Genomic DNA, 24,265 nt, shown 5'->3' on the forward strand with positions numbered 1-24,265 from the left:
AGAACCACGATGAAGCTATCCCGAAAGGTCGTCATGTGCGCTGCGGCGCTGGCATTGGGCGCGAGCAGCGCGGCCTGGTCGCAGTCCAAAACGTTGTACGTCGGCATGAATGGCGGCTCGATGGAAAAGGCCTATACGACTCAGGTCTTCCCCGAGTTCGAAAAGGCCAACAATGTGAAGGTCGTGGTGGTGCCGGGAACGTCGTCCGACGTGCTGGCCAAGCTGCTCGCGAATCGAAACAGCCCGCAGATGCACGTGGTGTTCCTGGACGATGGCGTGATGGCGCGCGCGATCAGCATGGGGGTGTGCCAGAAGCTCGACGATTCGCCCACGCTCAAGGAGCTGTATCCGTTCGCGCGCGTGAAGGACGACATGGCCGCTGGCGTGCAGCTGGGCATGACCGGTATCGGCTACAACACCAAGATCTTCAAGGAAAAGGGCTGGGCCGCGCCGACGTCGTGGAGCGATTTCGCCGATCCCAAGTACAAGGGCAAGGTGGTGTTCCAGTCGGCGTCGAGCAGCACGTTCGGCTTGCATGGTTTCCTGGCCCTGAACCGCATCTGGGGCGGTAGCGAGACCAACGTCGAGCCGGGCTTCAGCAAGTGGGCGACCACCGTGGGCCCGAATGTCGTCGAGTACATTCCGAATTCGGCCAAGCTCTCGGAAATGATCCAGACCGGCGAAGCCGCGATCTTCCCGCTGACGCCGACGGCCGTGAGCGAGCTGCAGGACAAGGGCATTCCGGTGGCGTACGTGGCCCCCAAGGAAGGTGCCGTGCAGTTGCTGGTCGACCTGTGTGTCGTGAAGAACAGCCCGGATAACGCCATGGCGCAGAAGCTCGCGCAATTCCTGCTCTCGGCCAAGGGGCAGACGCTTGCCGCCGCGGCGGGTGCGTACATCCCGACCAATCCGCACGCCACCGTGCCGCCCGCGATGCAGAAGCGTCTGGGCAAGATCGACGAACTGGTGAAGAACATCACGACCGTGGATTGGGACGCCATCAATCAGCGTCGCGCCCAGTGGGATCAGCGCTGGAACCGTCAGATCGAGCAGTAATCTCGATGCCATGCCCCTGGCGCATGTCCAGCATGCGCCGGGAAGACGGAAAACGCCGGGCCGCTCATGAAAGGCACCCCGAAAGTTGGATGGATGTCCGACGCTTGGGGGGCATCAGGGCGCCCGGCGTTTTTTGCTCGGGTGCCAGATGAGTCACATCGCGTCCGACTTGGCAGCGAGTGCGGCAAAGGCGCCGACAAGGTCGGCGTGGTCGGCGGGGATCATCAGGGCCTGCAGCGCGTGGGCGGGCTGGTCGAGCATCAGGTAGCCCAGGCTCCACGTCGGAAATGCGCCGGGCGTGTGCGGCGTGCCATCGAGCAACACCTGGATGTCGCGATGGTGACGCGATGCCTCGATGCGCTGGCGTGCATCGGCAAGCGGTTCGCTCGGTCCTTCGATGTATTGATAGAACATCGTGCCATCGTAGAGCAGCACGCCGGTGATGCCGTAGGTGGCGTTGAACCCGCGTGAGTTGACGATGATCTTGGCGAGCTCCCGCAGATCGAGATCGGGCAAGGCTCGGCTCAAGTACGCGTAACACTCGATCATGCTTCGTTGTCTCCGTCATACAGGCTGGGCGTCGGCGCGCGATATTGGCGTGGACGCTGCGTCAGCGCGCATTAGAATACCGCATGTGCGAAGCCTGAGACTCACGCGTCATGCCGATTAAATTTCTACGTGGATTCACCCAGCCGGTGCGCACCGATGCCGCGAACCGGCGTCTGGGCTGCTCGCTGGCTTTCGTGGCGGGCGGCGCCAACGCGGGCGGCTTTCTTGCCGTCGGTCAGTACACGTCGCACATGTCGGGCATTGTCGCCTCGCTCTCCGACAATCTGGCGCTCGGGCAGCTCGTGCTCGTGTTGGCCGGATTCAGCGCCTTGCTGGCGTTCCTGCTCGGTGCCGCAACCTCGTCCATCCTCATTCATTGGGGGCGGCGCCATCAGACGCACAGCGAATATGCGGTACCGCTCATGCTCGAAGCGTTGCTCCTGCTGGCGTTCGGCGTGATGGGGGCCAATCTTGAAAATCGGCGGCTGTTATACGTGCCGGGCACCGTCGGGTTGCTGTGTTACGTGATGGGGCTGCAGAATGCCATCATCACCAAGATCTCCCGGGCCGAGATTCGCACGACACACGTTACCGGTCTGGTCACGGACATCGGCATCGAACTGGGCAAAATGAGCTACTGGAATCGGCCCGGGGTGGCGCGTCATCTGCCGCGCGTGGCCGGGGACCATCAGAAGCTGCGTTTGCTGTGCGCGTTGCTGGGCATGTTCTTCCTGGGCGGGCTGGCCGGGGCGCTGGGTTTCAAGCACCTCGGCTTCGTCGCGACGGTTCCGCTCGCAGGGATACTGATCGTGCTGGCCATCGTGCCGCTGCTCGACGATCTCGCACGAAGCCCCCACTGAACACTGCACCGACGAACCCTGACGCCAGTCAGCGCTCAGTCGGCCATGGCGGGAATGGCCCCGTCCTGGAAAAGCACGCGCGGTGCATCCATCGTGCCGTCTTCCTCGTCGACCAGCACTTCGTAGGCGGCAATGCCCGCGAAGCCGGAGGCCATCGATTGCGCGATGCGCACGGCGCCGAATTCGGTGCTCGCCTGGCGCAACTCGCCGGGCTGCAAGACGCCGTCTTTGTTCTTGCGATAGGGCACGACGATGAACTTGATGGATTTGGCGTCGCTCATGGTGTCACTCAAGATGAAATGGCATGATCGGAAATGTAGCATGAGTACTGTATAAAAATACAGTGTATTTTTGAAGTCATTCCAGCGCTCTTGGCCCTTGGGGGCGTGCATGCCTAGGCGGGCTGTCGTCGGCCCGGTCAGGTCCGGCGGGGCGGCCGAGTCCAAACAACATCCCGTAATGTCTACATAACTAGTAAATGGTCGTATCTTCGCGCGCGGCTTGATAGCCTGCGGGTCGAATCGCGAGTTGCGACCAAATGATGACAAGCATTGAGAGCGTTGAATGAATGCAGGCAATCTGATTTCGGCAAACCGGCTGCAAGACGGCCTGGTCGTTTGGCTGGACAAGCAGCATAACTGGGTCGATGACCTGGCGCAGGCACACGTGTTCGACGCGCAGGAACTCGAGCCGGCGCAAGCGGCTGCGAAAAGCGCGCTGGCCGCCAATCTGATCGTCGATCCCATGCCGCGCCCGGCGCAACTGAGCGACGCCGGCCCGGTGCCGGAAGATTTCCGGGAACAACTGCGCTCGCGCGGGCCGTCGGTGCGTGAAGATTTGGGCAAGCAGGCCGAGCAGGGCGGTGAGCCGGCGGCGCTGGTGCATGCGCCGGCATTGACCGTTGCCCCGGAGCACGCCGGCATCTATCGCTACGACCCGTCCGAGCGCGAGTTCCTCAAGGACCGCGCCAACGAGTTCGGTCAGAAGGTGGCGCGACGCCTGTCCGGCGAACTCAGCGAAGACGATTTCAAGGTCTATCGCCTGATGAACGGTCTGTACCTGCAACTGCACGGCTACATGTTGCGCGTTGCGATTCCGTACGGAACGCTGAGCGGCATTCAGATGCGTCAGCTCGCCTATGTGGCGACCCGCTACGACAAGGGCTACGGCCACTTCACCACGCGCCAGAACCTTCAGTTCAACTGGCCGACGCTCTCCGACTCGCCCGAAATCCTGTCGGCGTTGGCCGACGTGGACCTGCACGCCATCCAGACGAGCGGCAACTGCATTCGCAACGTGACGACCGACCAGTTCGCCGGCGCCGCGAAGGACGAAGTCCTCGACCCGCGCGTGTATGCCGAGATCTTGCGTCAATGGTCGACCGACCATCCGGAATTCACCTATCTGCCGCGCAAGTTCAAGATCGCGATCACGGGTGGCCAGGCCGACCGTGCCGCCGTGCGCTTTCACGACATTGGCATTCTGGCGCGTACCAACGATCGTGGCGAAGTGGGATTCCAGATCTACGCGGGCGGTGGCTTGGGACGCACGCCGATCGTCGGCACGCTCGTGCGCGAGTGGTTGCCCGAAGCAGATCTGCTGCGTTTCGTCGAGGCGATCCTGCGGGTGTACAACGCGCTGGGTCGACGTGACAACATCTATAAGGCGCGCATCAAGATCCTCATCAAGGAAATGCAGCCCGCGAAGTTCATCGAGATGATCGAGGAAGAGTTCGCGCGCATTGCGCTCACGCATCGGCCGTTGGGCGATGCCGTCGTCGAGGGGATTCGCGAGCGATTCATCGTGCCCGAGTTCGAGACGCTGCCGAGCGAGTCGACGGCGTTTGCGCAATCGTACGAGCGCGATATCGCGTTCCGTCACTGGGTCGATACCTGCACGCACGAGCACAAGGTGCCCGGCTATATCAGTGCGGTCGTCTCGCTCAAGCCGGCCGGCGGTATTCCGGGTGACGCCAGTGCGCAGGAGATGCTGGTGCTGGCCGATCTGGCCGAGCAATATTCGTTCAACGAATTGCGCGTGACGCATGAGCAGAACCTGGTGTTGCCGCACGTCAAGCGTGACGAACTGCATGCGCTGTGGTCGCGCCTGAAGGCGGCCGGTCTGGCGACGGCCAACATCGGCCTGATTTCGGATGCGATCGCTTGCCCGGGCCTGGATTACTGCGCGCTCGCCAATGCGCGTTCGGTACCGGTGGCGCAACGCATTGCGCTGCGATTCTCCGAGGCGCAGCAACGCGATATCGGGCCGGTGACGCTCAATGTATCCGGCTGCATCAACGCCTGCGCGCATCACCACGTCGCGCACATCGGTATTCTCGGTGTCGACAAGGCGGGCAAGGAGAACTATCAGATCACGCTGGGCGGCTCGGCCGACGAGAATGCCGCGGTCGGCAAGATTCTCGGCCCGGGCGTCAGCTATGAGGACGTGCCGCAGGTGATCGAGAACATTCTCGGACGATATCTCTCGTTGCGAAACGAGGGCGAGCGCTTCATCGATACGCTCGGACGCGTTGGGGCAGAAGAATTCAAGGGAGCTTTGAATGTTGATTGATCGAAACGGACTGCCGGCGGCAGACGTCTGGACTTATCACGGCGCCGACGCGTCGGCCACGGCGGCGCTGCCGGGCAACAAGGACGTGTTGCCGCTCGACGCCTGGCTTGCCGCGAACGAGAAGGGCGTGGCGCCGGCCGGTGTGCGCGTGCAGGGGCACGACGATGCGGCACGTATTGCGCCGCTGTTGCCGCAACTCGACCTGATCGTGATCGAATTCCCGAAGACGCGCGACGGGCGGGGATTCACGCTGGCGAAGCTGCTGCGGGACAAGTGGCAATTCGAAGGGGCGATTCGCGCGGCGGGTCCGTTGCTGCCGGATCAACTGGCGATGTTGTGGGCGTGCGGCTTCGATAGCCTGCTGTCGCCGTCGGACGTGCCCACGGCACGCTGGCATGAGGCCGCCCAGGCGGCAGTGGGTCGCGCCTCGCGTCCCCGCACGCTGCTCGAGCGTCTGTCGGCCTGAGGACCACGCTCTGAAGTTCCTGCGGCCGGCACCGTCCGGCCGCGGTCCTTGATGGCGGGCGTGCGCCGCCGTCGGACACCGCAAAATTCACCCCTGCGTAGAACTCCTACGAGACACGCCAAGTCAGATATCGGGCGTCGTCGACTGTCCGGGCGTGCTACACCATCATCGGGTGTCCAAACGACAAAACCCGCACAGTCAATGACTGTGCGGGTTTTAATCTGGTCGGGGCGAGAGGATTTGAACCTCCGACCACCTGCACCCCATGCAGGTACGCTACCAGGCTGCGCTACGCCCCGTGAGAAATGCGTCGTCTAGATGCATTGCTCGAAAGAGGGCGAGTATAGCAGAGCTTCGCTCGGGAAAGAAAGAGGACGTGCGTGTCGTACGCATATTTTTTTGCATCCGGCACGCGCAGCGCGACGTCTACCGTTGGCGAAACCCCATGATGGTTATCCCGAATGTTGCATTCGGAGGGCCACACGATAATGGAATTCTGCCTAATCCTGCCCTTGGGGGCTCGGAGACAAGCGATGCCGCAAATCCTGGGATTCGAGGCCGCGCGCGACCTGCTGCTCGCCCAGCGCGCCCACTACGACGTGGCGTACCGTGATTTCCGTTGGCCCGTCCTCTCGCATTTCAATTGGGCGCTGGATTTCTTCGACCCCCAAGCCCAGGGCAACGACCGTCCGGCCCTCTGGGTCGTCGAAGAAGACGGACGCGAGGCACGGCTGTCATTTGCCGAAATGTCGCGGCGCTCCAATCGCGTCGCCAATTTCCTGCGAGCGCAAGGCGTGTCGCGCGGTGACCGCGTGTTGCTCATGCTACCCAATCAGGTCGAACTCTGGGACCTCATGCTCGCCTGCATGAAACTCGGCGCCGTCATGATTCCCGCGACAACGCTGCTCGCCGCGAGCGACCTTGTCGACCGGCTCGAACGGGGCCGTGTGCGTCACGTCGTCACCACCGCACGCGATGCCGTCAAGTTCGCCGCCTTGCCCGGCGACTATCGGCGCATCGCCGTTGGCGCCAACCCGCCCGAAGGATGGACGCCCCTCGCGCCCGCCTATCAAGCCTCAGACCACTTCACCCCCGACGGTGCCACGCTCGCGACCGATCCATTGCTGCTCTACTTCACGTCCGGGACCACGTCGCGCCCGAAGCTCGTGCTTCACACGCACCAGAGCTATCCGGTCGGCCATCTCGCCACGATGTACTGGCTTGGCCTGCAACCCGGCGATATCCACTGGAACATCAGCTCGCCAGGCTGGGCGAAACACGCGTGGAGCTGCTTTTTCGCGCCGTGGAACGCGGGCGCCACCATCTTCGTCTACAACTTCTCGCGCTTCGATGCGCGTGCCGCGCTCGAGACGGCCACGCGTTGCGGCGTCACGACGTTGTGCGCGCCGCCCACCGTCTGGCGCATGATGATTCAGGAAGATCTCACTCGCCATGCGGTGAAATTCCGTGAACTGATCGGCGCGGGCGAGCCGCTCAATCCCGAAGTGATCGACCAGGTCAAACGCGCCTGGCACATCACGATTCGCGACGGCTATGGTCAGACCGAAACCTGTTGCCAGATCGGCAACTCTCCGGGGCAGCCCGTCAAGGCGGGGTCGATGGGGCGCCCCATGCCAGGCTATCGCGTCGTACTGCTCGATCACGACGGCGCCGAAGCCGACGAAGGCGAAATCGCGCTCGTGTTGTCGTCACGCCCGACGGGTTTGATGCAAGGCTACGAGGACGATAGCGAGAAGACCGCCGACGCCATGCGCGAGGGCTACTACCACACGGGCGACGTGGCGATGCGCGACGAGCGCGGCTACTTCACGTACATCGGGCGCGCGGACGATGTCTTCAAGGCGTCCGACTATCGCATCAGCCCGTTCGAGCTGGAAAGCGAACTCATCAAGCACCCGGCCGTCGCCGAAGCCGGCGTGGTGCCGAGTCCCGATCCGGTGCGGCTTGCCGTGCCGAAAGCCTTCATCACGCTGCGCACCGGTTTTCACGCCGACGAAAAGCTCGCCCTCGACATCCTGCGCTTCTGCCGCGATCACCTCGCCCCCTACAAACGCATCCGACGCATCGAGTTCTGCGATCTGCCGAAGACCATTTCCGGAAAGATTCGCCGCGTCGAATTGCGGCGTACGGAAGCGGGGCGCAATCTGGAAAGCCGCCGCGAGATGGAGTTCTGGGACGTCGATTTCAACGATCTCAAGTGATGCCGCGTGGCCCCGGCCTGCACGACCCCGCGAGGGCCCCCGCCGAGCGTTGCGCTCAGCGCAGGTGCTGAATCACCAGTTCGGCACCGAGCATGGCGAGACCCACGAAGAAGCACCGGCGGAAGACGGGCGCACTGACGCGCCCTCGCACCCACTGCCCGAAGTACATGCCGCCCAGTGCGGGCGCCAACGCCAGCAGCGACACGCCGATCGCATGGCCGTGGAGGATGCCGTCGCGCGCCAGCCCGGCGGCGAGCGCCACGGTCGACACGGTAAACGATAGGCCGAGCGCCTGCACGAGATCGTCGCGCTCGAGATCAAGCGCCTGGAGGAACGGCACCGCGGGAATGACGAACCCCCCGGTCGCCGCCGTGACCAGTCCGGTCACCACACCCATGCCCGCGCCGAGCGCGCTCACGCGCGCGGCGGACCAACGCTTGGGCACATGCAGCCGCACCGCCGCCAGCCCCAATGCCGCATAAACGAGAAGCGCGATGCCCAGCGCCATGCCCGCAACGTTGCCGCCGTTGGCCAGCCATCCGCCACCGGCCCATGTGCCGACGCAGGTGCCGACCAGCATCGGCCACAGACGCCTGGCCAGCGCGGCAAAGCGCGGCCCCGCCAGCAATTGCCAGACATTCGTCACGAGCGACGGCACGATCAGGAGCGCCGCGGCCTGCGCCGTCGGCATCGCCAATCCGAGCAGCCCCACGGCCACCGTGGGCAGGCCCAGCCCGATCACGCCTTTGACGAAGCCCGCGAGCACAAAGGTGGCAAGCCCCAGGAGGAGTAGGGGGATGAGGTCGGTGAGGTGTTGAGTATTCATCATGGCGTCAGTATCGATGTGCCATGCTGGAACGCCAATGCGGCATCCGCGCAGGCGGGCTCAGGCAGGCGCTGAGGCTGCGATGTCGGGCCGAGGTGGCGTCCGGCGCGCTTTGGCGTTTTCAGTTATGCTCAGGCCAAATTCACGCCGTGCCAAAGCATCGCGCCAGTCCAGAGGGATGGAAGTTGGAAAAACAGAATCGTCAACACGAACACACCGCACACACCGGGCCGCATGCCGCTCACGCGCCGCTTGATCGGCGCCTGGCGCTCATCATGCAGCCCGATCATCTCGCGCTGCTCGGCGAAGGTCTGTCGGGCATCGAACGGGAAACCCTGCGCGTCGAAGACAACGGCGCGCTCGCGCTGACGCCGCATCCGCGTGCGCTCGGCTCGGCACTGACCAACGAAGAGATCACCACCGATTATTCGGAATCGCTGCTCGAGTTCATCACGCCGCCGCAGCGCGATGCGGCCGACGTCATCGCCCGCCTGGACGAAATTCATCAGTTCGCCTACCGCAAGCTCGGCACGGAATTGCTATGGAGCGATTCGATGCCGCCCGCGCTGCCGCCGGAAGCAGTGATTCCGATCGCCGACTACGGCACGTCGCACATCGGCAAGCTCAAGCATGTCTATCGCCGCGGCCTCGCGCTGCGCTATGGCAAGCCGATGCAGTGCATCGCAGGCATTCACTACAATTTTTCGCTGGCCGAACCGTTGTGGACATTGTTGCGCGAGCACGAGGGCGCAACGCAGTCCGCACGCGATTATCAGTCGGCGCGCTATGTCGCGCTCATCCGCAATTTTCGTCGCTACAGCTGGCTGCTGATGTACCTGTTCGGTGCGTCGCCGGTGCTGCACGCCGAATTCCTGCGCGGACGCGAGCACGGCCTCGATGCCTTCGACGAAGGCACGCTCGGGCTGCCCTATGCGACCAGCTTGCGCATGAGCGATCTGGGCTACCAGAACAGCGCGCAGTCCGAAGTCTCGCCCTGTTACGACTGCCTGCCCAGCTATATCGACGCGCTTACGCAAGCCGTCAGCCAGCCGCATCCCGCCTACGAGGCGCTCGGCACGCAGCGCGATGGCGAATGGATTCAGCTCTCGACCAATCTCCTGCAAATCGAGAACGAGTTCTACGCCACGATTCGCCCGAAGCGGGTGACGTATAGCGGCGAGCGCCCGGTGCAGGCGCTCGCGCGTCGCGGGGTCCAATACGTGGAAGTCCGCTGTATCGACATCGATCCCTTCCAGCCGGTCGGTATCGACGTCGACACGGCGCGCTTCATCGACGCCTTCCTGCTGTTCTGCGCGCTGGAAGACAGCCCGTCGTGTTCGGACGCCGAGAACCGCGAGAATCGCGATAACTTCGCTCACGTGGTCAAGGAAGGCCGGAAACCGGGGCTCGTGCTGCATCGCGGTGGCGAAGCGATCACGCTGTTCGATTGGGCCGAGACATTGCTCGATCGCATCGACCGGACGGCGGCTGCATTCGACCTGCAGCGTGGCGGAGCGCATTACGCGCATACGATGGCGCTGCAACGTGCCAAGGTGCAGGACGTGTCGCTTACGCCGTCCGCCCGTGTGATGATCGCGCTCGAACCACTGCGCGGCACGACGGGGGGTGCGTTCCAGGCGTTCGCGCTCGCGCAGAGCCAGCGTCATGCGCAGACGCTGCGCGACATGCCGCTCGATGCGCGCGTTGTCGAGCACTTCGAAACACTGGCCCGGAAGTCGCTCGACGCCCAAGCCGAACTGGAGCGCACGCAGGTCGGCGACTTCGATGCATTCGTCGCCGATTACCTGGCAGGCACGCTAGGGGCTGCCACCGCCTGACGGACAGTCCGCAGCGCAGGTACACGAAAAAGCGCCTCATGCGAGGCGCTTTTTTCATGGATGACGCGAATGACGCGAGCGGTGCCTGTCAGCCCAATACCCCGAGCTGCCACGTAAAAAAGACGGCCAGCCCGACGCCGATGGTGAGCAACTGGTGACGCGTCGCGGCGCAGACGGCGATGGCCACGAGGGCCGCGACGAGTTGCGGATTACGCCACGTCAGCTCGAGACCGTTGCCATGCGGCGCCAGCGTCATCGGCACAATGATTGCCGTGAGTACCGTCACAGGGACGAACGACAACGCCTCGCGCAGCCACTCGGGAAACCGCACGCGGTCGCCCAGCAGGAAGATCCCGGCCTTGACGGCAAACGTGACGGCGGCCATGCCGCCAATCGCCACGACATAATTCATTGCGCACCCCCGCGACGCTTCGCGTGCAGCGCCAGCATGCCCGACGCAATGCCGAGTGCCACGGCCACCAGCAAGCCGAGCTTGTAAGGCAAGCCATGACACAGGAACGCGGCCACCCCGGCGACAATTGTCGCGATGGCCCACGGCATGCGGGCCATCTGCGGCACGATGATCGCGATGAACGTAGCGACCATCGCGAAGTCGAGGCCCAGCGTTTGCAGACGCGGAAACGCGGCGCCGAACAGCAACCCGGCAAGCGTCCACACTTGCCAATTCATGTACATCGACAGACCTGAGCCCAGGAAGTACCAGTGGCCCATCGGATCGTCGGGGTGGCGATGGAAATGGCTACTTGTCACCGCGAACGTCTCGTCCGTCAGCAGGAATCCCAGCAGGGCACGCCACCGCAAATTCAGATGCCCCACATGCGGCAACAGGTTGGCCGCATACAGCATGTGCCGCAGATTCACGATCAGCGTCGTTGCCCACAGCACGAGATAGCCCACGCCCGTCGCAAAAAGGCCGGCAGCAATGAACTGACTGGATCCAGCGAAAACGGTGAGCGACATGAGCTGGCCGTGCCACGTCGCCAGCGGTGTGGTCGCCACCAGGGCACCGAAGATCAGGCCGAACGGGGCCGCGCCAACGATCATCGGCAGGGTGTCACGGGCACCTGCGGCAAAACTAGCCGCACGGGTCGGAGCCAGCATGGAGGCGCTTTCCTGAAGGTAAAGAGTTGAAGACGGAAACGGGCGAAGGCGTGAGCATAGCCGCTATATCGGGCCGCACGCTTGTACGTTCTTGCGCTTTGGGCGTGAAGGCGGCTCGACAGTGAAAAACGGCCACCCGTTGGGTGGCCGCGCATTGTGGCGGTGCGGGCCCACGTCAGCCGCTTGCGCGGGCTGACGTGGGCCAAGCGTCATGGGTGCTTGAACATGTCGAGAATGCGCGCCTTCTCGCGAGCGTCGACACCGCCCGGCGACGGGGGCTGACCCTCGGCGGGCGGCGGGGCGGCAGGCGAGGGCGAATTGCTCCCGAAGAACGGCAACGAGAATCCGCTGCTGCTGTCGTCGATCCCGATGCTCGCGACAAACCCGTTGCCCGGCATTTTGCTGGACTCATAAAGCTCGCCGTTCACGACGCTGACCCCTTCGGGCATCGCCATTTGTTGCTCAGGCACGCCGTTGAGCGCCACGCCCATGTACTTGGTCCATACCGGCAACGCCAGTTGCGCGCCGAATTCACGGCTACCGAGCGTCTTGGGTTGGTCAAAGCCGAGCCATGCCACGGCAACGAGCGAATGCTGGTAACCGGCGAACCAGCCGTCGAGGGCATCGTTGGTCGTGCCGGTCTTGCCAGCCAGGTCGGTGCGCTTGAGCACGTTCGTGCCCGCGCCGGTGCCGCGTTGCGCCACCGATTGCAGCAGGCTGTTCATGATGTACGCGTTCGGCGCGGAAATCGCGCGGGCGGCGTTCACCCCGGCGACCACCGGCGTGGCCTTGTTGAGCAAGTTGCCGCGCGCGTCGCGAATCTCGCTGATCAGGTACGGGGCGACGCGATACCCGCCGTTCGCGAACACCGCGTAGGCGCCGGCCAGTTGCAGCGGTGTGGTCTGCCCGGCGCCCAGCGCCATCGGCAGATACGGCGGCACCTTGTCGGCGTCGAAGCCGAAGCGCGTGGCGTAATCCTGGGTGTACTGCGTGCCGGCAAACTGCAGCAGACGAATTGCCACAAGGTTCTTCGAGCGTTGCAGCCCTTCGCGCACCGTCATCGGGCCGCTGAAAGCGTCGTCGTCATGCGGATCCCACGCCTGCCCGCCGGTCTGCGCGGGCGGCAGGTTGAGCGGGCCGTCCATCACCATCGTCGCCGGGCTCACGCCTTTCTCGATGGCTGCCGAGTACACCACCGGCTTGAACGTCGAGCCCGGCTGACGCCATGCCTGCGTTGCCCGGTTGAACTTGCTCTGATTGAAGTCGAAGCCGCCGACCAGCGCGCGGATGGCGCCGTCGTCCGGCGAGAGCGAGACGAGCGAGCCTTGCACTTCCGGCAACTGCGTGATGCGCCACTTGCCGCGTGCATCTTTCATTACACGGATGATCGCGCCCGGACGGATGCGGATCTTTTCGCTGGCCTTCGCCGAGAGTGCCGACGCGGCAAAGCCAATGCCGTCGCCGTTGACGACCACGGTGTCGCCCGAGAGCGGCACGGCCGTGACCTGAGACGTGCTGGCGGCCACCACCACGGCGGCGACCAGATCGCCGTTGTCGGGATGTTCGAGCAGCGTGTCTTCGATCGCCTGCTGACGATCGGGCATCGCGGCGGGCAGTTCCACGAAGCCCTCGGGGCCCCGATACGCATGACGGCGCTCGTAGTCGAGCACGCCCATGCGCACGGCTTCGTACGCGGCCTGCTGTTTCTTCGAGTCGAGCGTCGTGATGACGGTCAGGCCGCGGGTGTAGGTGTCTTCCTTGTATTCGTCGTACACGGCCTGACGCACCATTTCGGCGACGTACTCGGCATGCACGTTGTACTCGTTGCCGGACGTGCGCGTGCGGATCGACTCGTGCAGGGCATCTTCGTACTGACTGCGCGAAATGTAGCCCAGATCGAGCATGCGCTTGAGAATGTATTCTTGACGAATCTTCGCGCGTTTCGGATTGACGATCGGGTTGTAGGCCGAAGGCGCCTTGGGCAGGCCAGCCAGCATGGCCGCCTCGCCGAGCGTGATGTCCTTCAGATCCTTGCCGAAATAAATGCGTGCAGCGCTTGCGAAGCCGTAGGCGCGTTGACCCAGATAGATCTGGTTCATGTACAGCTCGAGAATCTTGTCCTTCGACAACGCCGACTCGATCTTGTACGCCAGCAGCATTTCGTAGATCTTGCGCGTGGCCGTCTTCTCGCGCGAGAGGAAGAAGTTGCGCGCGACCTGCATCGTGATCGTACTGGCGCCCTGCGCGGCTCCGCCGTGCAGTACGTCTGAAACACCGGCCCGCAGAATACCGATGAAGTCGACGCCGCCGTGATCGTAGAACCGATAGTCCTCGATCGCGAGCACGGCCTTCTTCATGACGTCCGGAATCTGATCGATGGTGACCAGGCTGCGGCGCTCTTCGCCGAATTCGCCGATCAGCACGTTATCGGACGTATAGACCCGCAGCGGTACCTTCGGCCGGTAATCGGTGATGACGTCCAGCGGCGGCAGGTTCGGGCGCATGACGATCAACGCATAGCCAACGAGCAGCGCGCCCACGAGCGCCAAGCCTACCAAAGTGGTAAAGATGACGGCGAGCGTGCCGAAACCGCGTTGACGACCTGGGGCGAGCTGCGAGGCGGCGTGTGCAGACGGCGCCTGGGGCGTGACGACGGGGGACTTGGGAGGCGCCGAATGAGACGGCGCACGAGGCGGCAAACAATGCTTCAAGGACATACCCAACGAAAATTGCAGGATGGGAACAGGCCGGCCGGCCTAGCGCTGCGTGGATCCCCGCCGCGCGGCGAAATCGGAGCAGTATGCCACGCCCGGCGCGAACACGCGCGTTTCGGGCGATCACCCACTCGCCAACGACAATCACGGTGCGCTTCGGCGATCCTGTGCGGGGTCGGCGCACCCAGCGCACCGCTCACCCGCCAGGCCGCACCATACCACGCTAACCGGGGACTCGCCCGATGTGTGACATCGGGCGGGCGATACAACGTCAACCCAAGCGTTTGAGAAAGACCGTCATTTCCTTTTCCGCCTGACGGTCCCCGTGCGCCTGTGCGGCGGCAATCCCACGCGTCCACGCGTCGCGGGCACCCTCGCGATCGCCCGCGCCGTGTCGCGCTTTCCCCAACAGCTTCCACGCGGCCGTGTAGGCCGGATCGAACGCCACGCAACGGGTCAGGTGATCGGCCGCGACCGGGAAGTTCTGCGCATCCAGATAGGCCTTGCCGAGCCCGAAACGCAACAGCGCGTTGTCTTTGCCGGCCGCCAACAGCTTTTCGAGTCCCTCGATCATAATTCGAATATATCAGATGGATATATAAAAAATGTCATAAGATCATGCCCGGTTCCCACGCCATCGGCTTGGTGCGAAAGACTCGGAAAGAGGCTCGTATACCCGCGGGACGCTAAAGTCGGGGTCTCGCCACGCCGATGACATAAATAATACCGGCCCGACAGAGGCCGTACAGGGACCCGAACCCACGACACAAGACGGAGACGACAGTATGTTGCGTAGCTTTTCCATCAAGGCGCGCCTCGGGATGACGATGGCGCTGTTGGCGGCGTTACTGATTCTGTTGGGCGCGCTCGGCATTGCGGGCATGACGCGCACGGGCAACGCGCTTCGCGAGACGTACGCCAATCACCTCGCCGCCACGGTGGCGCTCGGCAAAGACAACGCCACGCTGGCGCGCACCCGCGCCATTCTCGATCGCGTGGTGCTGCATCCGGAATCGCCGGATGGGGACAAGATTGCCACACGTGCACGCGGCATGATCAAGGACGCGAATGCGGCATGGGCCGCCTATCAGGCGTTGCCGCGCGGCCCCGAGGAACAGCGGATGGCCGACGAGGTCGCCGCCCGGCGCGCCACCTTCTTCGAGCAGGGCATGAATCCGATGCTCACCGCCATCGACGCGCGCGATCGTACGGCCATGGACGAGATCACGATGAACGTGCTGCCCAAGCGTTACGCCGAGCTTACGAAGGCCAGTGACGCGCTGGCCGCGTACAAGCTGAAGCTCGGGCACGACACGTACGAAGCGTCGATGGCGGAGCTGGCGGCATTCCGCTGGCTGAGCATCGGCGCAACGGCGCTGGGCGTGCTCATGGCCATCGCCTGCTACTTCTCGCTGCGCGGCGCGATCATGCGGCCGCTTGGCGAAGCACTGGCACATTTCGAGCACATATCGGCAGGACAACTCGACAATCCGGTGCACGCGCGCGGCAAGGACGAAATGTCGATGCTCATGCGCGGTCTCGAGGCGATGCAGTCGCGTCTCGCGGACACGATTCGCGGCGTGCGCCGCAGTTGCGATGCGATGGCGACCGCCACGGCCGAAATCTCGGCGGGCAATACCGACCTGTCGGCGCGCACCGAAGAGCAGGCCGCCTCGCTGGAGGAGACGGCCTCGTCGATGGAGCAACTGACGGCCACGGTCAAGCAGAACGCCGACAACGCACGTCAGGCGAGCCAACTGGCGGTCAATGCGTCGGATATCGCATCGCGCGGCGGCCAGGTGGTGGCGCGGGTGGTCGACACGATGCAGGGCATCTCGACCAGTTCGTCGCAAGTGGTGGACATCATCGGCGTGATCGACGGGATTGCATTCCAGACCAACATCCTCGCGCTCAACGCTGCCGTGGAAGCGGCCCGTGCCGGCGAGCAGGGCCGCGGGTTCGCCGTGGTGGCGGGCGAGGTGCGCACGCTGGCACAGCGCAGTGCCACGGCCGCGCGCGAGATCAAGGCACTCATCGAAACGTCGGCGCAGAAGGTGGCCGACGGCTCGACGCTGGTGGCCGAAGCGGGGCGCACGATGAACGACATCCTGCAAGCCGTGCAGCGCGTGACGGACATCATGGGGGAGATCTCGGCGGCGTCCGACGAGCAGAGCAGCGGCATCGAGCAGGTGAATCGGGCGGTCACGCAAATGGATGCCGTCACGCAGCAGAATGCCGCGCTGGTGGAGCAAGCGGCGGCGGCGGCCGCGTCGCTGGAAGATCAGACACATACGCTTCGCGAGGAAATGGCGCGATTCCGATTGGGCGACGAAAGTCAGGCGAGCGGCGCGGCAAGACGTCCGGCCTTGCATGCCGTGGAAACATCGCCCCTTTCCCTGGCGGCCTGAGCGGTGTGGCCGGTCACCGCCCGTTAGCTCGATGGGGGCGTGGCGTGGGCATGGAATGGGTGTGTTCGTGGCGGCCGTGGGCCGAACCGGGTAACATTGCCCATCTTTTGCTCAGTTGAGGGTGGCGAAGTATGAAGCGAGTGGCGCTGATGGCAGCGGTGGCCGTGCTGGCCGGGGGAGTGGCAGGGTGTGGCCCGGTCAACCAGATGAGCGTGCCCGATCCGGCCGCAGGACGACTGCTCGATCAGGGGACGGGAGCCGATCGCTTCATGGTGCTCAACTGCATTTATCACGGCTGGAGCGAGTTGTCGCCGAACGTCGAATCGACGTCGTACGCCCGTCAGGGGGCCGACCGTGTGCGTGTCTATCGCGGTCAGGGCGCCGACGGCAAAGCCGTCTACAACCCGTACGTCGACGTCATGCAAGGCGGCTTCGGTGCGCGTTTGCAATACTTCGAAGTTCCCGGCAGCCACCTGCCGCGCGACTACGAAAAGACGGTCAGGCGCTGCATGGTGCCGTATTCGGGCAGCAACGACTGACGTTCGGCCGCCTGACGAGGATCGCTCAAGCGCGATCATGAAAAACGCCACGGGAGACCGTGGCGTTTTCGTTGGTGCCGGCGACGAGGCCGGCGAGTGCCTGCAACGGGGCCGCGATGACGGCGCTCAGCCGTGGAAATCCTCGCGCGCTTCGACGACTGCCTTGACCACACCCCGACGCACGAGGAAATCACCGAATTTCTCACCGGCATCGCGCATCTTCGCGTATTGCGCGAAGAGCGGCGTGAGTTCGGCCACGATCTGATCTTCGTTGAGCGATTCCTTGTACAGCTTGTTCAAACGCTGCCCGTGGAAACCCGCGCCGAGGTACAGATTGTACTTGCCGGCCGATTTGCCAACCAGGCCGATCTCGGCGATGTAGGGACGGGCGCAGCCGTTCGGGCAGCCGGTCGTGCGAATGGTGATCGGTTCGCCTGCAAGCCCCGCATCGTCGAGCACCTTCTCGAGTCGCGTGACCAGGCCGGGCAGGGCGCGCTCGCTCTCGGCCAGCGCGAGACCACACGTCGGGAAGCCGACGCAGGCCATCGAGTGGATGCGCAGCGCACTTTGATGCTTGCCGTCGAGCAGGCCGTATTCCTTCACGAGGGCGTCGATCTGCGGCTTGGCGGCGTCGCTCACGCGTCCAATGATCAGGTTCTGGTTGCCGGTGATGCGGTAATCGCCCTGATGCACCTTCGCGATTTCGCGCAGCCCGGTCATCAGGCGGTAGTCGTCCCAATCCTTCACGCGACCGTTCTGGATGAAGAGCGTGAGATGCCAAAGATCGTCCGCGCCCTTGAGCCAGCCATACTGATCGCCGTTGGTCGTGAACGCAAACGCCCGCTCGGGCGCCAGATCCCAACCGAGATATCGGTTGAGGGTTTCCTTGAACCACGCCACGCCACGGTCGTCGAGGGTGTATTTCAGACGCGCATGCTTGCGATTGCCGCGGTCGCCGAAGTCGCGTTGCACGAGTAGCACCTTCTCGGCGACGTCGACGATGCGATCGGCCGGCGTATAGCCGATGACGGTCGCCGTGCGCGGGTACGTTGCGGCGTCGCCGTGCGTCATGCCCATGCCGCCACCGACCGTCACGTTGAAGCCTTCGAGCTTGCCGTCGTCGCCCACGATGGCGATAAAGCCCAGGTCGTTGGCGTAGAGATCGACGTCGTTGTTCGGCGGTATCGCGATGGCGATCTTGAACTTGCGTGGCAGATAGTGCTTGCCGTAGATCGGCTCGTGATCCTCCTTGCCCGCGCCCAGACGCTTGTCGCCCAGCCAGATCTCGCGATACGCCGTGGTCTGCGGCAACAGGTGCCGATCGATCTTCAGGCACCAGTCGAGCGCCTCGGCATGGGCGGGCGAATGGTGCGGATTGTTCGAGACGAGCGTGTTGCGATTGACGTCGCCGCACGCGGCAATGCTCGTCATCGCAACTTCATCGATGCCCTTGATGAGGGGGCGCAACTGGTGCTTGAGCACGTTGTGATACTGCACCGTCTGCCGCGTGGTCAGGCGAATCGTGTTGCCGCCGTACTTCTGGGCGAGATCGTCGAGCTTGAGCCATTGCTCGGGCGTGCACACGCCGCCCGGCATGCGCAGCCGGATCATGAACTGGTAGGCCGGTTCGAGTTTCTGCTTCTGCCGTTCGCTGCGCAGGTCACGGTCATCCTGCATGTAGGAGCCGTGAAACTTCAGCAATTGGGCGTCCTTCTCGAAGATCGCGCCGGTGAGCGGGTCGGCCAGACCTTCGGCGATGGTGCCGCGCAGGTAGTTGCTGGCGTCCTTGATCTTCTCGACTTCGGAGCGCGGCGCCGTCGAGGCGTCGCCGGCTTGCGTGGGTTGCGTCATGGGCTCGGCTCTATCGGTCAGCGCGGGATGCCGCGCGGGTTTTGTCGGGGTAGACGGCGAAACGCGGTCGGAATCCGCGGCATCCGCGATCAGTACACATCGCGCTGATAGCGCTTTTCGCGCTGCAACGTCTTCACATACTCGGCGGCGGCGTCCGGCGTCAGCCCCCCGTGTTGCGTCACGATGTCGATGAGCGCGGTGTTCACGTCGCGCGCCATTGCGTCGGCATCGCCACATACGTACAGGTGCGCACCTTCCTGCAACCAGGCATACAGTTCCTTGCCTTGTTCACGCATGCGGTGCTGTACGTAGACCTTGTCTTGCGTGTCGCGCGAGAACGCGAGGTCGATTTTGGTGAGCGCGCCGTCCTTCACATAGCGTTGCCATTCTCGCTGATAAAGGAAGTCGGTGCGGAAGTTCCGGTCGCCGAAGAAGAGCCAGTTCTTGCCGGGGGCGTCGAGCGCCTGACGTTCCTCGACGAACGCCCGGAATGGGGCAATGCCGGTCCCGGGACCGATCATGATGACCGGTGCGTGGCTATCCTGCGGCAGCTTGAAGTTACGGTTCGCCTCGATATAGATCGGCACCGTCTGTCCTTCGCGGGCGATGTCGGCAAGGTAAGTCGACGCCACGCCGCGACGCGCGCGGCCGTGGCTGTCGTAGCGAACGGCGCCCACGGTGATGTGCACCGCGCCCGGATTGGCGGCCAGACTCGACGCAATCGAGTACAGACGCGGCTGAAGCGTGCGCAGCGTGCCGACGAACTCGGCCGCCTTCACCTTGCGGGCCGGGAACTGGCGCACGACGTCGATCACGTCGCGGCCATGGAGATAGTCGCGCAGTGCCGTTTCGTTGCCCGCGCCAAGCAGGGCCTTCAGTTCGCTGGATTCCGCCAGCGCCGCGTATTTTTCGAGGAACGCGCGCGAGAGCGTTGTGATGTCGTAGGCGCGCAGGAAGGCGTCGCGCAGCGACAGTGTGCGGTCCTGCGTCGTCGTGGTGGCCTGCGGGTCGAGCGCTAACGTGTCGATCAGCGTGTCGACGAGCGCCGCGTCGTTCTGCGCGACCACGCCCAGCGCGTCGCCCGGCTCGTACGTGAGGCCCGAGCCTTCCAGCGAGAGTTCGACGTGATGGACTTCCTTGGAGGAGCCGCGTCCGGAGAGCGTGACGTTCTCGATCACGGCGGCATCGAATGGATGCTTGCGGCTGTATTGGCTCGATGCTGCGGCCGGTGCGATGCTGCTCGCAAGCGCGGCGAGGCTGAAACCTTCCGTCACGCCGGCGCTCTTGCCCGCGGCGGCCGGGGCCGCCACCCGCGACAGCGCTTCGACGGCCTCTTCGGCCCAGCGCTCGGCCGGCGCGTCGTAGTCGACGTCGCTGTCGACGCGGGGCACGAGCCGTTGCGCACCCAGCGCGGCCAGCCGTGCGTCGAAGTCCTTGCCGGCCTGGCAGAACTTCTCATAGCTCGAATCGCCCAGGCTGAGGACCGCGAAGCGGGTGCCTTCGAGTTGGGGCGCCTTCGCGCCGTGCAGGAATTCGTAGAAGTCGCGCGCATCGTCGGGCGGCTCGCCTTCGCCTTGTGTCGACACGGCAACGAGCAGCAACTTGTCGTTCTTCAGGCGCGAGGCCTTGTAATCTCCCATCGCGAACAGATCGACCTTGAAGCCTGCGGCGACGGCGCGCGCCTTGGCGTGCTCGGCGACTTCCTGGGCGTGCCCGGTCTGCGAGCCATACAGAATCGTCACCGACGGGGCGGCAGGCCCGGCCGTTGCCGCGACCGGCGCCGGCGCACCGGCGTGTCGCACAGAGTGATTGATGCCCGCGAGAAATCCTCGCACCCAGGCGAGCTGCTCGCCGGAAAGGCCCTCGACCAGTTGGCTGAGCATCTGGGCTTGCTGAGCGGAAAGCGGTGTCGTCTCTTGCATGTCGTTCATGACTCCAGGGGCCGGACCTGGACGGACGCCGTGGCGGGGCCTACCCGTCGGGCGCCCCCAGACAGACCGGCAAGGGGATACTCACCACGATATCGGCTGGCCCTTAGAAATTAAAATAATAAAATTTAATTTTTATATATCTAATTCACATATGGGCATAAGGCGCAGGCGGGCTGGCGCAGCGCGAACCTGCGACGCATGCGGCGGTTACGTCGCAAGTCCCCGTGCGACGGCTTTCCGGGTCGGTGGGCGCTGGGAAAACGTGCTATGCTCCTCGCCGTGATTTATCAGGTCCTTCCAAGCACCACTTGATTCTCGCAATCCGCTAATCGGTCAGGCCGTGTCGCGGAAGGTTTCGTAACCCGCTATTTCTCGAGACACTCGTAGAAAAGGTGAGCGCAAAATGAGTTTGATGGAACAATTCCAAACGAACTCGTACCTCTTCGGCGGCAATGCCCCCTACGTTGAAGAACTGTACGAATCGTATCTAGACAATCCGGCTTCCGTGCCGGACAACTGGCGCCAGTATTTCGACGCGCTGCAAAACGTTCCCGCTGTTGATGGTTCCAACGCCAACGACGTGGCTCACGCCCCGATCGTGGAGTCGTTCGCCCAGCGCGCCAAGGCCAATGCCTTCGTGCCGCGCGCTGGCGCCTCCGACCTGGCCGTGGCCCGCAAGCAGGTGCACGTGCAGTCGCTCGTCGCCGCCTACCGCTTCCTGGGCGCCCGCTGGGCCAATCTGGACCCGCTCAAGCGTCAGGAACGTCCGGCCATTCCGGAACTGGAACCCGCGTTCTACGACCTGACCGAAGCGGATATGGACAGCGTGTACTCGGCCGAGAACACGTACTTCGGTTTCGAACAGGCCAGCCTGCGCGACCTGCTCAAGTCGCTGCGCGACACGTACTGCGGCTCGATCGGCGCCGAGTACATGTACATCAGCGACCCGGTGCAAAAGCGCTGGTGGCAAGAGCGTCTGGAGAAGGTGCGTGCCACGCCCAACTTCACCGCTGAAAAGAAGAAGCACATCCTCGAACGCCTGACCGCCGCTGAAGGCCTCGAGCGTTACCTGCACACCAAGTTCGTCGGCCAGAAGCGCTTCTCGCTCGAAGGCGGCGAATCGTTCATCGTGGCGATGGACGAACTCGTCCACCATGCCGGTGCCAAGGGCGTGCAGGAAATCGTGATCGGCATGGCCCACCGCGGCCGTCTGAACGTGCTGGTCAACACCCTGGGCAAAATGCCGGCGGACCTGTTCGCCGAATTCGAAGGCAAGCACGTCGACGATCTGCCGGCCGGTGACGTGAAGTACCACAAGGGCTTCTCGAGCGACGTTTCGACGGGCGGTGGCCCGGTCCACCTGTCGCTGGCGTTCAACCCGTCGCACCTGGAAATCGTGAACCCGGTGGTCGAAGGCTCGGCCAAGGCACGTATGGACCGTCGTGGCGAAGCCGACGCGGCCAGCGTGCTGCCGGTGCAAGTTCACGGTGACGCCGCATTCGCGGGGCAGGGCGTCGTGATGGAAACGCTGAACCTCGCGCAGACGCGCGGTTACGGCACGCACGGCACGGTGCACATCGTCATCAACAACCAGATCGGCTTCACCACGTCGGATCCGCGTGACGCCCGTTCGACGACGTACTGTTCGGACGTGGTCAAGATGATCGAAGCGCCGGTGCTGCACGTGAACGGCGACGATCCGGAAGCGGTCGTGCTGGCCATGCAACTGGCCCTGGACTTCCGTCAGGAGTTCAAGAAAGACGCCGTCGTGGACATCGTTTGCTACCGCAAGCTGGGCCACAACGAGCAGGACACGCCGGCGGTCACGCAGCCGCTGATGTACAAGAAGATTGCCCAACACCCGGGCACGCGCGCGCTGTACGTCGAGAAGCTGGTCACGCAAGGCGTGATTACAGCCGAGGAAGGCAACGCGTTCGTCGCGGCCTACCGCAAGGCCATGGACGACGGCCACCACACCGTCGACCCGGTGCTCTCGAACTACAAGAGCAAGTACGCGGTCGACTGGGTGCCGTTCCTGAACAAGAAGTGGACCGATGCCGGCGATACGGCCGTGCCGCTGAACGAACTCAAGCGTCTGGCCGAGCGCATCACCACGATCCCGGCGAACTTCAAGGTTCACCCGCTCGTCGAGAAGGTCATCAACGACCGTCGCAAGATGGGCGCGGGCGAGCAGCCGCTCGACTGGGGCATGGGCGAGCATCTGGCCTTCGCCTCGCTGGTCTCGTCGGGCTTCGCTGTGCGCCTGACCGGTCAGGATTCGGGCCGCGGCACGTTCACGCACCGCCACTCGGTGCTGCATGACCAGAACCGCGAGCGTTGGAACGACGGCACCTACGTGCCGCTGCAACACGTGGCCGACGGTCAGGCCACCTTCACGGTGATCGACTCGGTGCTCTCCGAAGAAGCCGTGCTGGGCTTTGAGTACGGTTACTCGACGGCCGAGCCGAACACGATGGTGCTGTGGGAAGGCCAGTTCGGCGACTTCGCCAACGGTGCGCAGGTCGTGATCGACCAGTTCATCTCGAGCGGCGAAGTGAAGTGGGGCCGCGTGTCGGGCCTGACGATGCTGCTGCCGCATGGCTACGAAGGCCAGGGTCCGGAGCACTCGTCGGCGCGTATCGAACGCTACCTGCAACTGTGCGCCGACACGAACATGCAAGTGGTCCAGCCGACCACGCCGGCACAGATCTTCCACCTGCTGCGTCGTCAGATGATCCGCCAGCTGCGCAAGCCGCTGATCGTGTTCACGCCGAAGTCGCTGCTGCGCCACAAGGAAGCCGTGAGCGACCTGTCGGAACTCGCCAAGGGCGGCTTCCAGACGGTGATCGGCGAAACCGATGCTTCGATCGACGCCAAGAAGGTCAAGCGCGTCGTCGCCTGCTCGGGCCGCCTGTACTACGACCTGATCGCCCGCCGTCGTGAAGACAAGTCGACCGACGTTGCGATCGTGCGTGTGGAACAGCTCTACCCGTTCCCGCACAAGGCGTTCGAGAACGAACTGAAGAAATACGAAAACCTTACCGAAGTGGTGTGGGCCCAGGACGAGCCGCAAAATCAAGGTCCGTGGTTCTACATCGAACACCACCTGATCGAAAGCATGAGCGCCGGTCAGAAGCTGGCTTACGCGGGTCGCGCGGCTTCGGCCTCGCCTGCCGCGGGCTACTACGCCAAGCATTACGAACAGCTCAAGCAGCTGCTCGATACGGCTTTCGGTCGCCTCAAGGGCGCGACCGTGGTGCAGTAACCGGTTAGGTCTTACAGCGGTCGTCCTCCCCCTGGGGACGGCCGCTG

General features: G+C 64.0%; 18 protein-coding genes, 1 tRNA gene and 1 pseudogene. 10 read left to right on the forward strand and 10 right to left on the reverse strand.

From position 1 onward, the window contains the following. The first annotated feature begins 9 nt into the window (after window positions 1-9). On the forward strand, window positions 10-1,056 hold the full coding sequence (locus A985_RS0110450) for an ABC transporter substrate-binding protein (protein ID WP_026131833.1): 1,047 nt from the start codon (window positions 10-12) through the stop codon (window positions 1,054-1,056). Window positions 1,057-1,209: 153 nt separating this feature from the next. Here A985_RS0110450 and A985_RS25015 read toward each other — a convergent pair whose 3' ends face one another. After that, window positions 1,210-1,605: a BLUF domain-containing protein gene (locus tag A985_RS25015; protein WP_017233353.1), complete on the reverse strand. Its 396-nt coding sequence runs from the start codon at window positions 1,603-1,605 to the stop codon at window positions 1,210-1,212. A gap of 110 nt (window positions 1,606-1,715) precedes the next feature. Here A985_RS25015 and A985_RS0110460 point away from each other — a divergent pair, with 110 nt between their 5' ends. After that, entirely contained in the window at window positions 1,716-2,465 is a 750-nt protein-coding gene (locus A985_RS0110460; protein ID WP_017233354.1) for a YoaK family protein, read from the forward strand. Window positions 2,466-2,500: 35 nt separating this feature from the next. Here A985_RS0110460 and A985_RS0110465 read toward each other — a convergent pair whose 3' ends face one another. Continuing rightward, the gene (locus A985_RS0110465; RefSeq protein ID WP_017233355.1) at window positions 2,501-2,746 is read right to left on the reverse strand and encodes a hypothetical protein; all 246 of its coding nucleotides are present in this window, start codon (window positions 2,744-2,746) and stop codon (window positions 2,501-2,503) included. 283 nt (window positions 2,747-3,029) lie between these two features. Here A985_RS0110465 and A985_RS0110475 point away from each other — a divergent pair, with 283 nt between their 5' ends. Together A985_RS0110475 and A985_RS0110480 are read left to right on the forward strand one after the other, a co-directional pair. After that, the gene (locus A985_RS0110475) at window positions 3,030-5,036 is read left to right on the forward strand and encodes a DUF2849 domain-containing protein (RefSeq protein ID WP_017233356.1); all 2,007 of its coding nucleotides are present in this window, start codon (window positions 3,030-3,032) and stop codon (window positions 5,034-5,036) included. Then, entirely contained in the window at window positions 5,026-5,502 is a 477-nt protein-coding gene (locus tag A985_RS0110480; protein WP_017233357.1) for a DUF934 domain-containing protein, read from the forward strand. The genes A985_RS0110475 and A985_RS0110480 overlap by 11 nt, the downstream gene beginning before the upstream one ends. Window positions 5,503-5,724: 222 nt before the next feature. Here A985_RS0110480 and A985_RS0110485 read toward each other — a convergent pair. Next, window positions 5,725-5,801: transfer RNA gene (locus tag A985_RS0110485), tRNA-Pro, on the reverse strand. Window positions 5,802-6,035: 234 nt separating this feature from the next. On the opposite strand from A985_RS0110485, the gene A985_RS0110490 reads away from it, so the two are divergent. Beyond that, entirely contained in the window at window positions 6,036-7,724 is a 1,689-nt protein-coding gene (locus A985_RS0110490; protein WP_017233358.1) for an AMP-binding protein, read from the forward strand. A 55-nt stretch (window positions 7,725-7,779) separates the two neighbouring features. Here the strand turns inward: A985_RS0110490 and A985_RS0110495 are convergent, their stop codons facing one another. Then, on the reverse strand, window positions 7,780-8,553 hold the full coding sequence (locus tag A985_RS0110495; protein WP_017233359.1) for a sulfite exporter TauE/SafE family protein: 774 nt from the start codon (window positions 8,551-8,553) through the stop codon (window positions 7,780-7,782). Between the two features lie 260 nt (window positions 8,554-8,813). On the opposite strand from A985_RS0110495, the gene gshA reads away from it, so the two are divergent. Continuing rightward, a complete protein-coding gene (gshA, locus tag A985_RS0110500; RefSeq protein ID WP_026131834.1) occupies window positions 8,814-10,388 on the forward strand; it encodes a glutamate--cysteine ligase in 1,575 nt (524 codons plus the stop codon). 88 nt (window positions 10,389-10,476) lie between these two features. Here the strand turns inward: gshA and A985_RS0110505 are convergent, their stop codons facing one another. The 4 genes from A985_RS0110505 to A985_RS0110520 form a co-directional block, all read right to left on the reverse strand. Continuing rightward, a complete protein-coding gene (locus A985_RS0110505; RefSeq protein WP_017233361.1) occupies window positions 10,477-10,800 on the reverse strand; it encodes an AzlD domain-containing protein in 324 nt (107 codons plus the stop codon). Then, window positions 10,797-11,510 carry an AzlC family ABC transporter permease gene (locus tag A985_RS0110510; protein WP_017233362.1) on the reverse strand — a complete coding sequence of 238 codons (714 nt, stop codon included), beginning with the start codon at window positions 11,508-11,510 and terminating at the stop codon, window positions 10,797-10,799. Before A985_RS0110510 ends, A985_RS0110505 begins: the two co-directional genes overlap by 4 nt. A 209-nt stretch (window positions 11,511-11,719) precedes the next feature. Then, window positions 11,720-14,227, reverse strand: coding sequence for a penicillin-binding protein 1A (locus tag A985_RS0110515; protein WP_083902263.1), 2,508 nt, complete (start codon window positions 14,225-14,227; stop codon window positions 11,720-11,722). Between the two features lie 268 nt (window positions 14,228-14,495). Next, window positions 14,496-14,798, reverse strand: coding sequence for a hypothetical protein (locus tag A985_RS0110520; protein ID WP_017233364.1), 303 nt, complete (start codon window positions 14,796-14,798; stop codon window positions 14,496-14,498). Between the two features lie 211 nt (window positions 14,799-15,009). Here A985_RS0110520 and A985_RS29805 point away from each other — a divergent pair. The 3 genes and pseudogenes from A985_RS29805 to A985_RS0110530 form a co-directional block, all read left to right on the forward strand. Continuing rightward, window positions 15,010-15,543: pseudogene (locus A985_RS29805) on the forward strand (Tar ligand binding domain-containing protein); the annotation flags it as partial. Between the two features lie 69 nt (window positions 15,544-15,612). Beyond that, window positions 15,613-16,632, forward strand: a complete 1,020-nt coding sequence (locus A985_RS29810) for a methyl-accepting chemotaxis protein (RefSeq protein WP_369751570.1) — start codon at window positions 15,613-15,615, stop codon at window positions 16,630-16,632. A gap of 131 nt (window positions 16,633-16,763) precedes the next feature. Further along, the gene (locus A985_RS0110530; RefSeq protein ID WP_017233366.1) at window positions 16,764-17,171 is read left to right on the forward strand and encodes a hypothetical protein; all 408 of its coding nucleotides are present in this window, start codon (window positions 16,764-16,766) and stop codon (window positions 17,169-17,171) included. Window positions 17,172-17,297: 126 nt separating this feature from the next. On the opposite strand, the gene A985_RS0110535 is transcribed toward A985_RS0110530, so the two are convergent. Both A985_RS0110535 and A985_RS0110540 read right to left on the reverse strand, forming a co-directional pair. After that, complete coding sequence (locus tag A985_RS0110535; RefSeq protein ID WP_017233367.1) at window positions 17,298-19,022, reverse strand: NADPH-dependent assimilatory sulfite reductase hemoprotein subunit; 1,725 nt, start codon at window positions 19,020-19,022, stop codon at window positions 17,298-17,300. An 89-nt stretch (window positions 19,023-19,111) separates the two neighbouring features. Then, window positions 19,112-20,953, reverse strand: coding sequence for an assimilatory sulfite reductase (NADPH) flavoprotein subunit (locus tag A985_RS0110540; RefSeq protein WP_017233368.1), 1,842 nt, complete (start codon window positions 20,951-20,953; stop codon window positions 19,112-19,114). Between the two features lie 403 nt (window positions 20,954-21,356). On the opposite strand from A985_RS0110540, the gene A985_RS0110545 reads away from it, so the two are divergent. Then, window positions 21,357-24,218 (forward strand): 2-oxoglutarate dehydrogenase E1 component, encoded by a 2,862-nt coding sequence (locus tag A985_RS0110545; RefSeq protein WP_085982684.1) that lies wholly within the window; start codon window positions 21,357-21,359, stop codon window positions 24,216-24,218. Window positions 24,219-24,265: the final 47 nt, after the last annotated feature.

This window comes from Pandoraea sp. B-6, assembly GCF_000282835.1.
Taxonomy (GTDB): Bacteria; Pseudomonadota; Gammaproteobacteria; order Burkholderiales; family Burkholderiaceae; genus Pandoraea; species Pandoraea cepalis.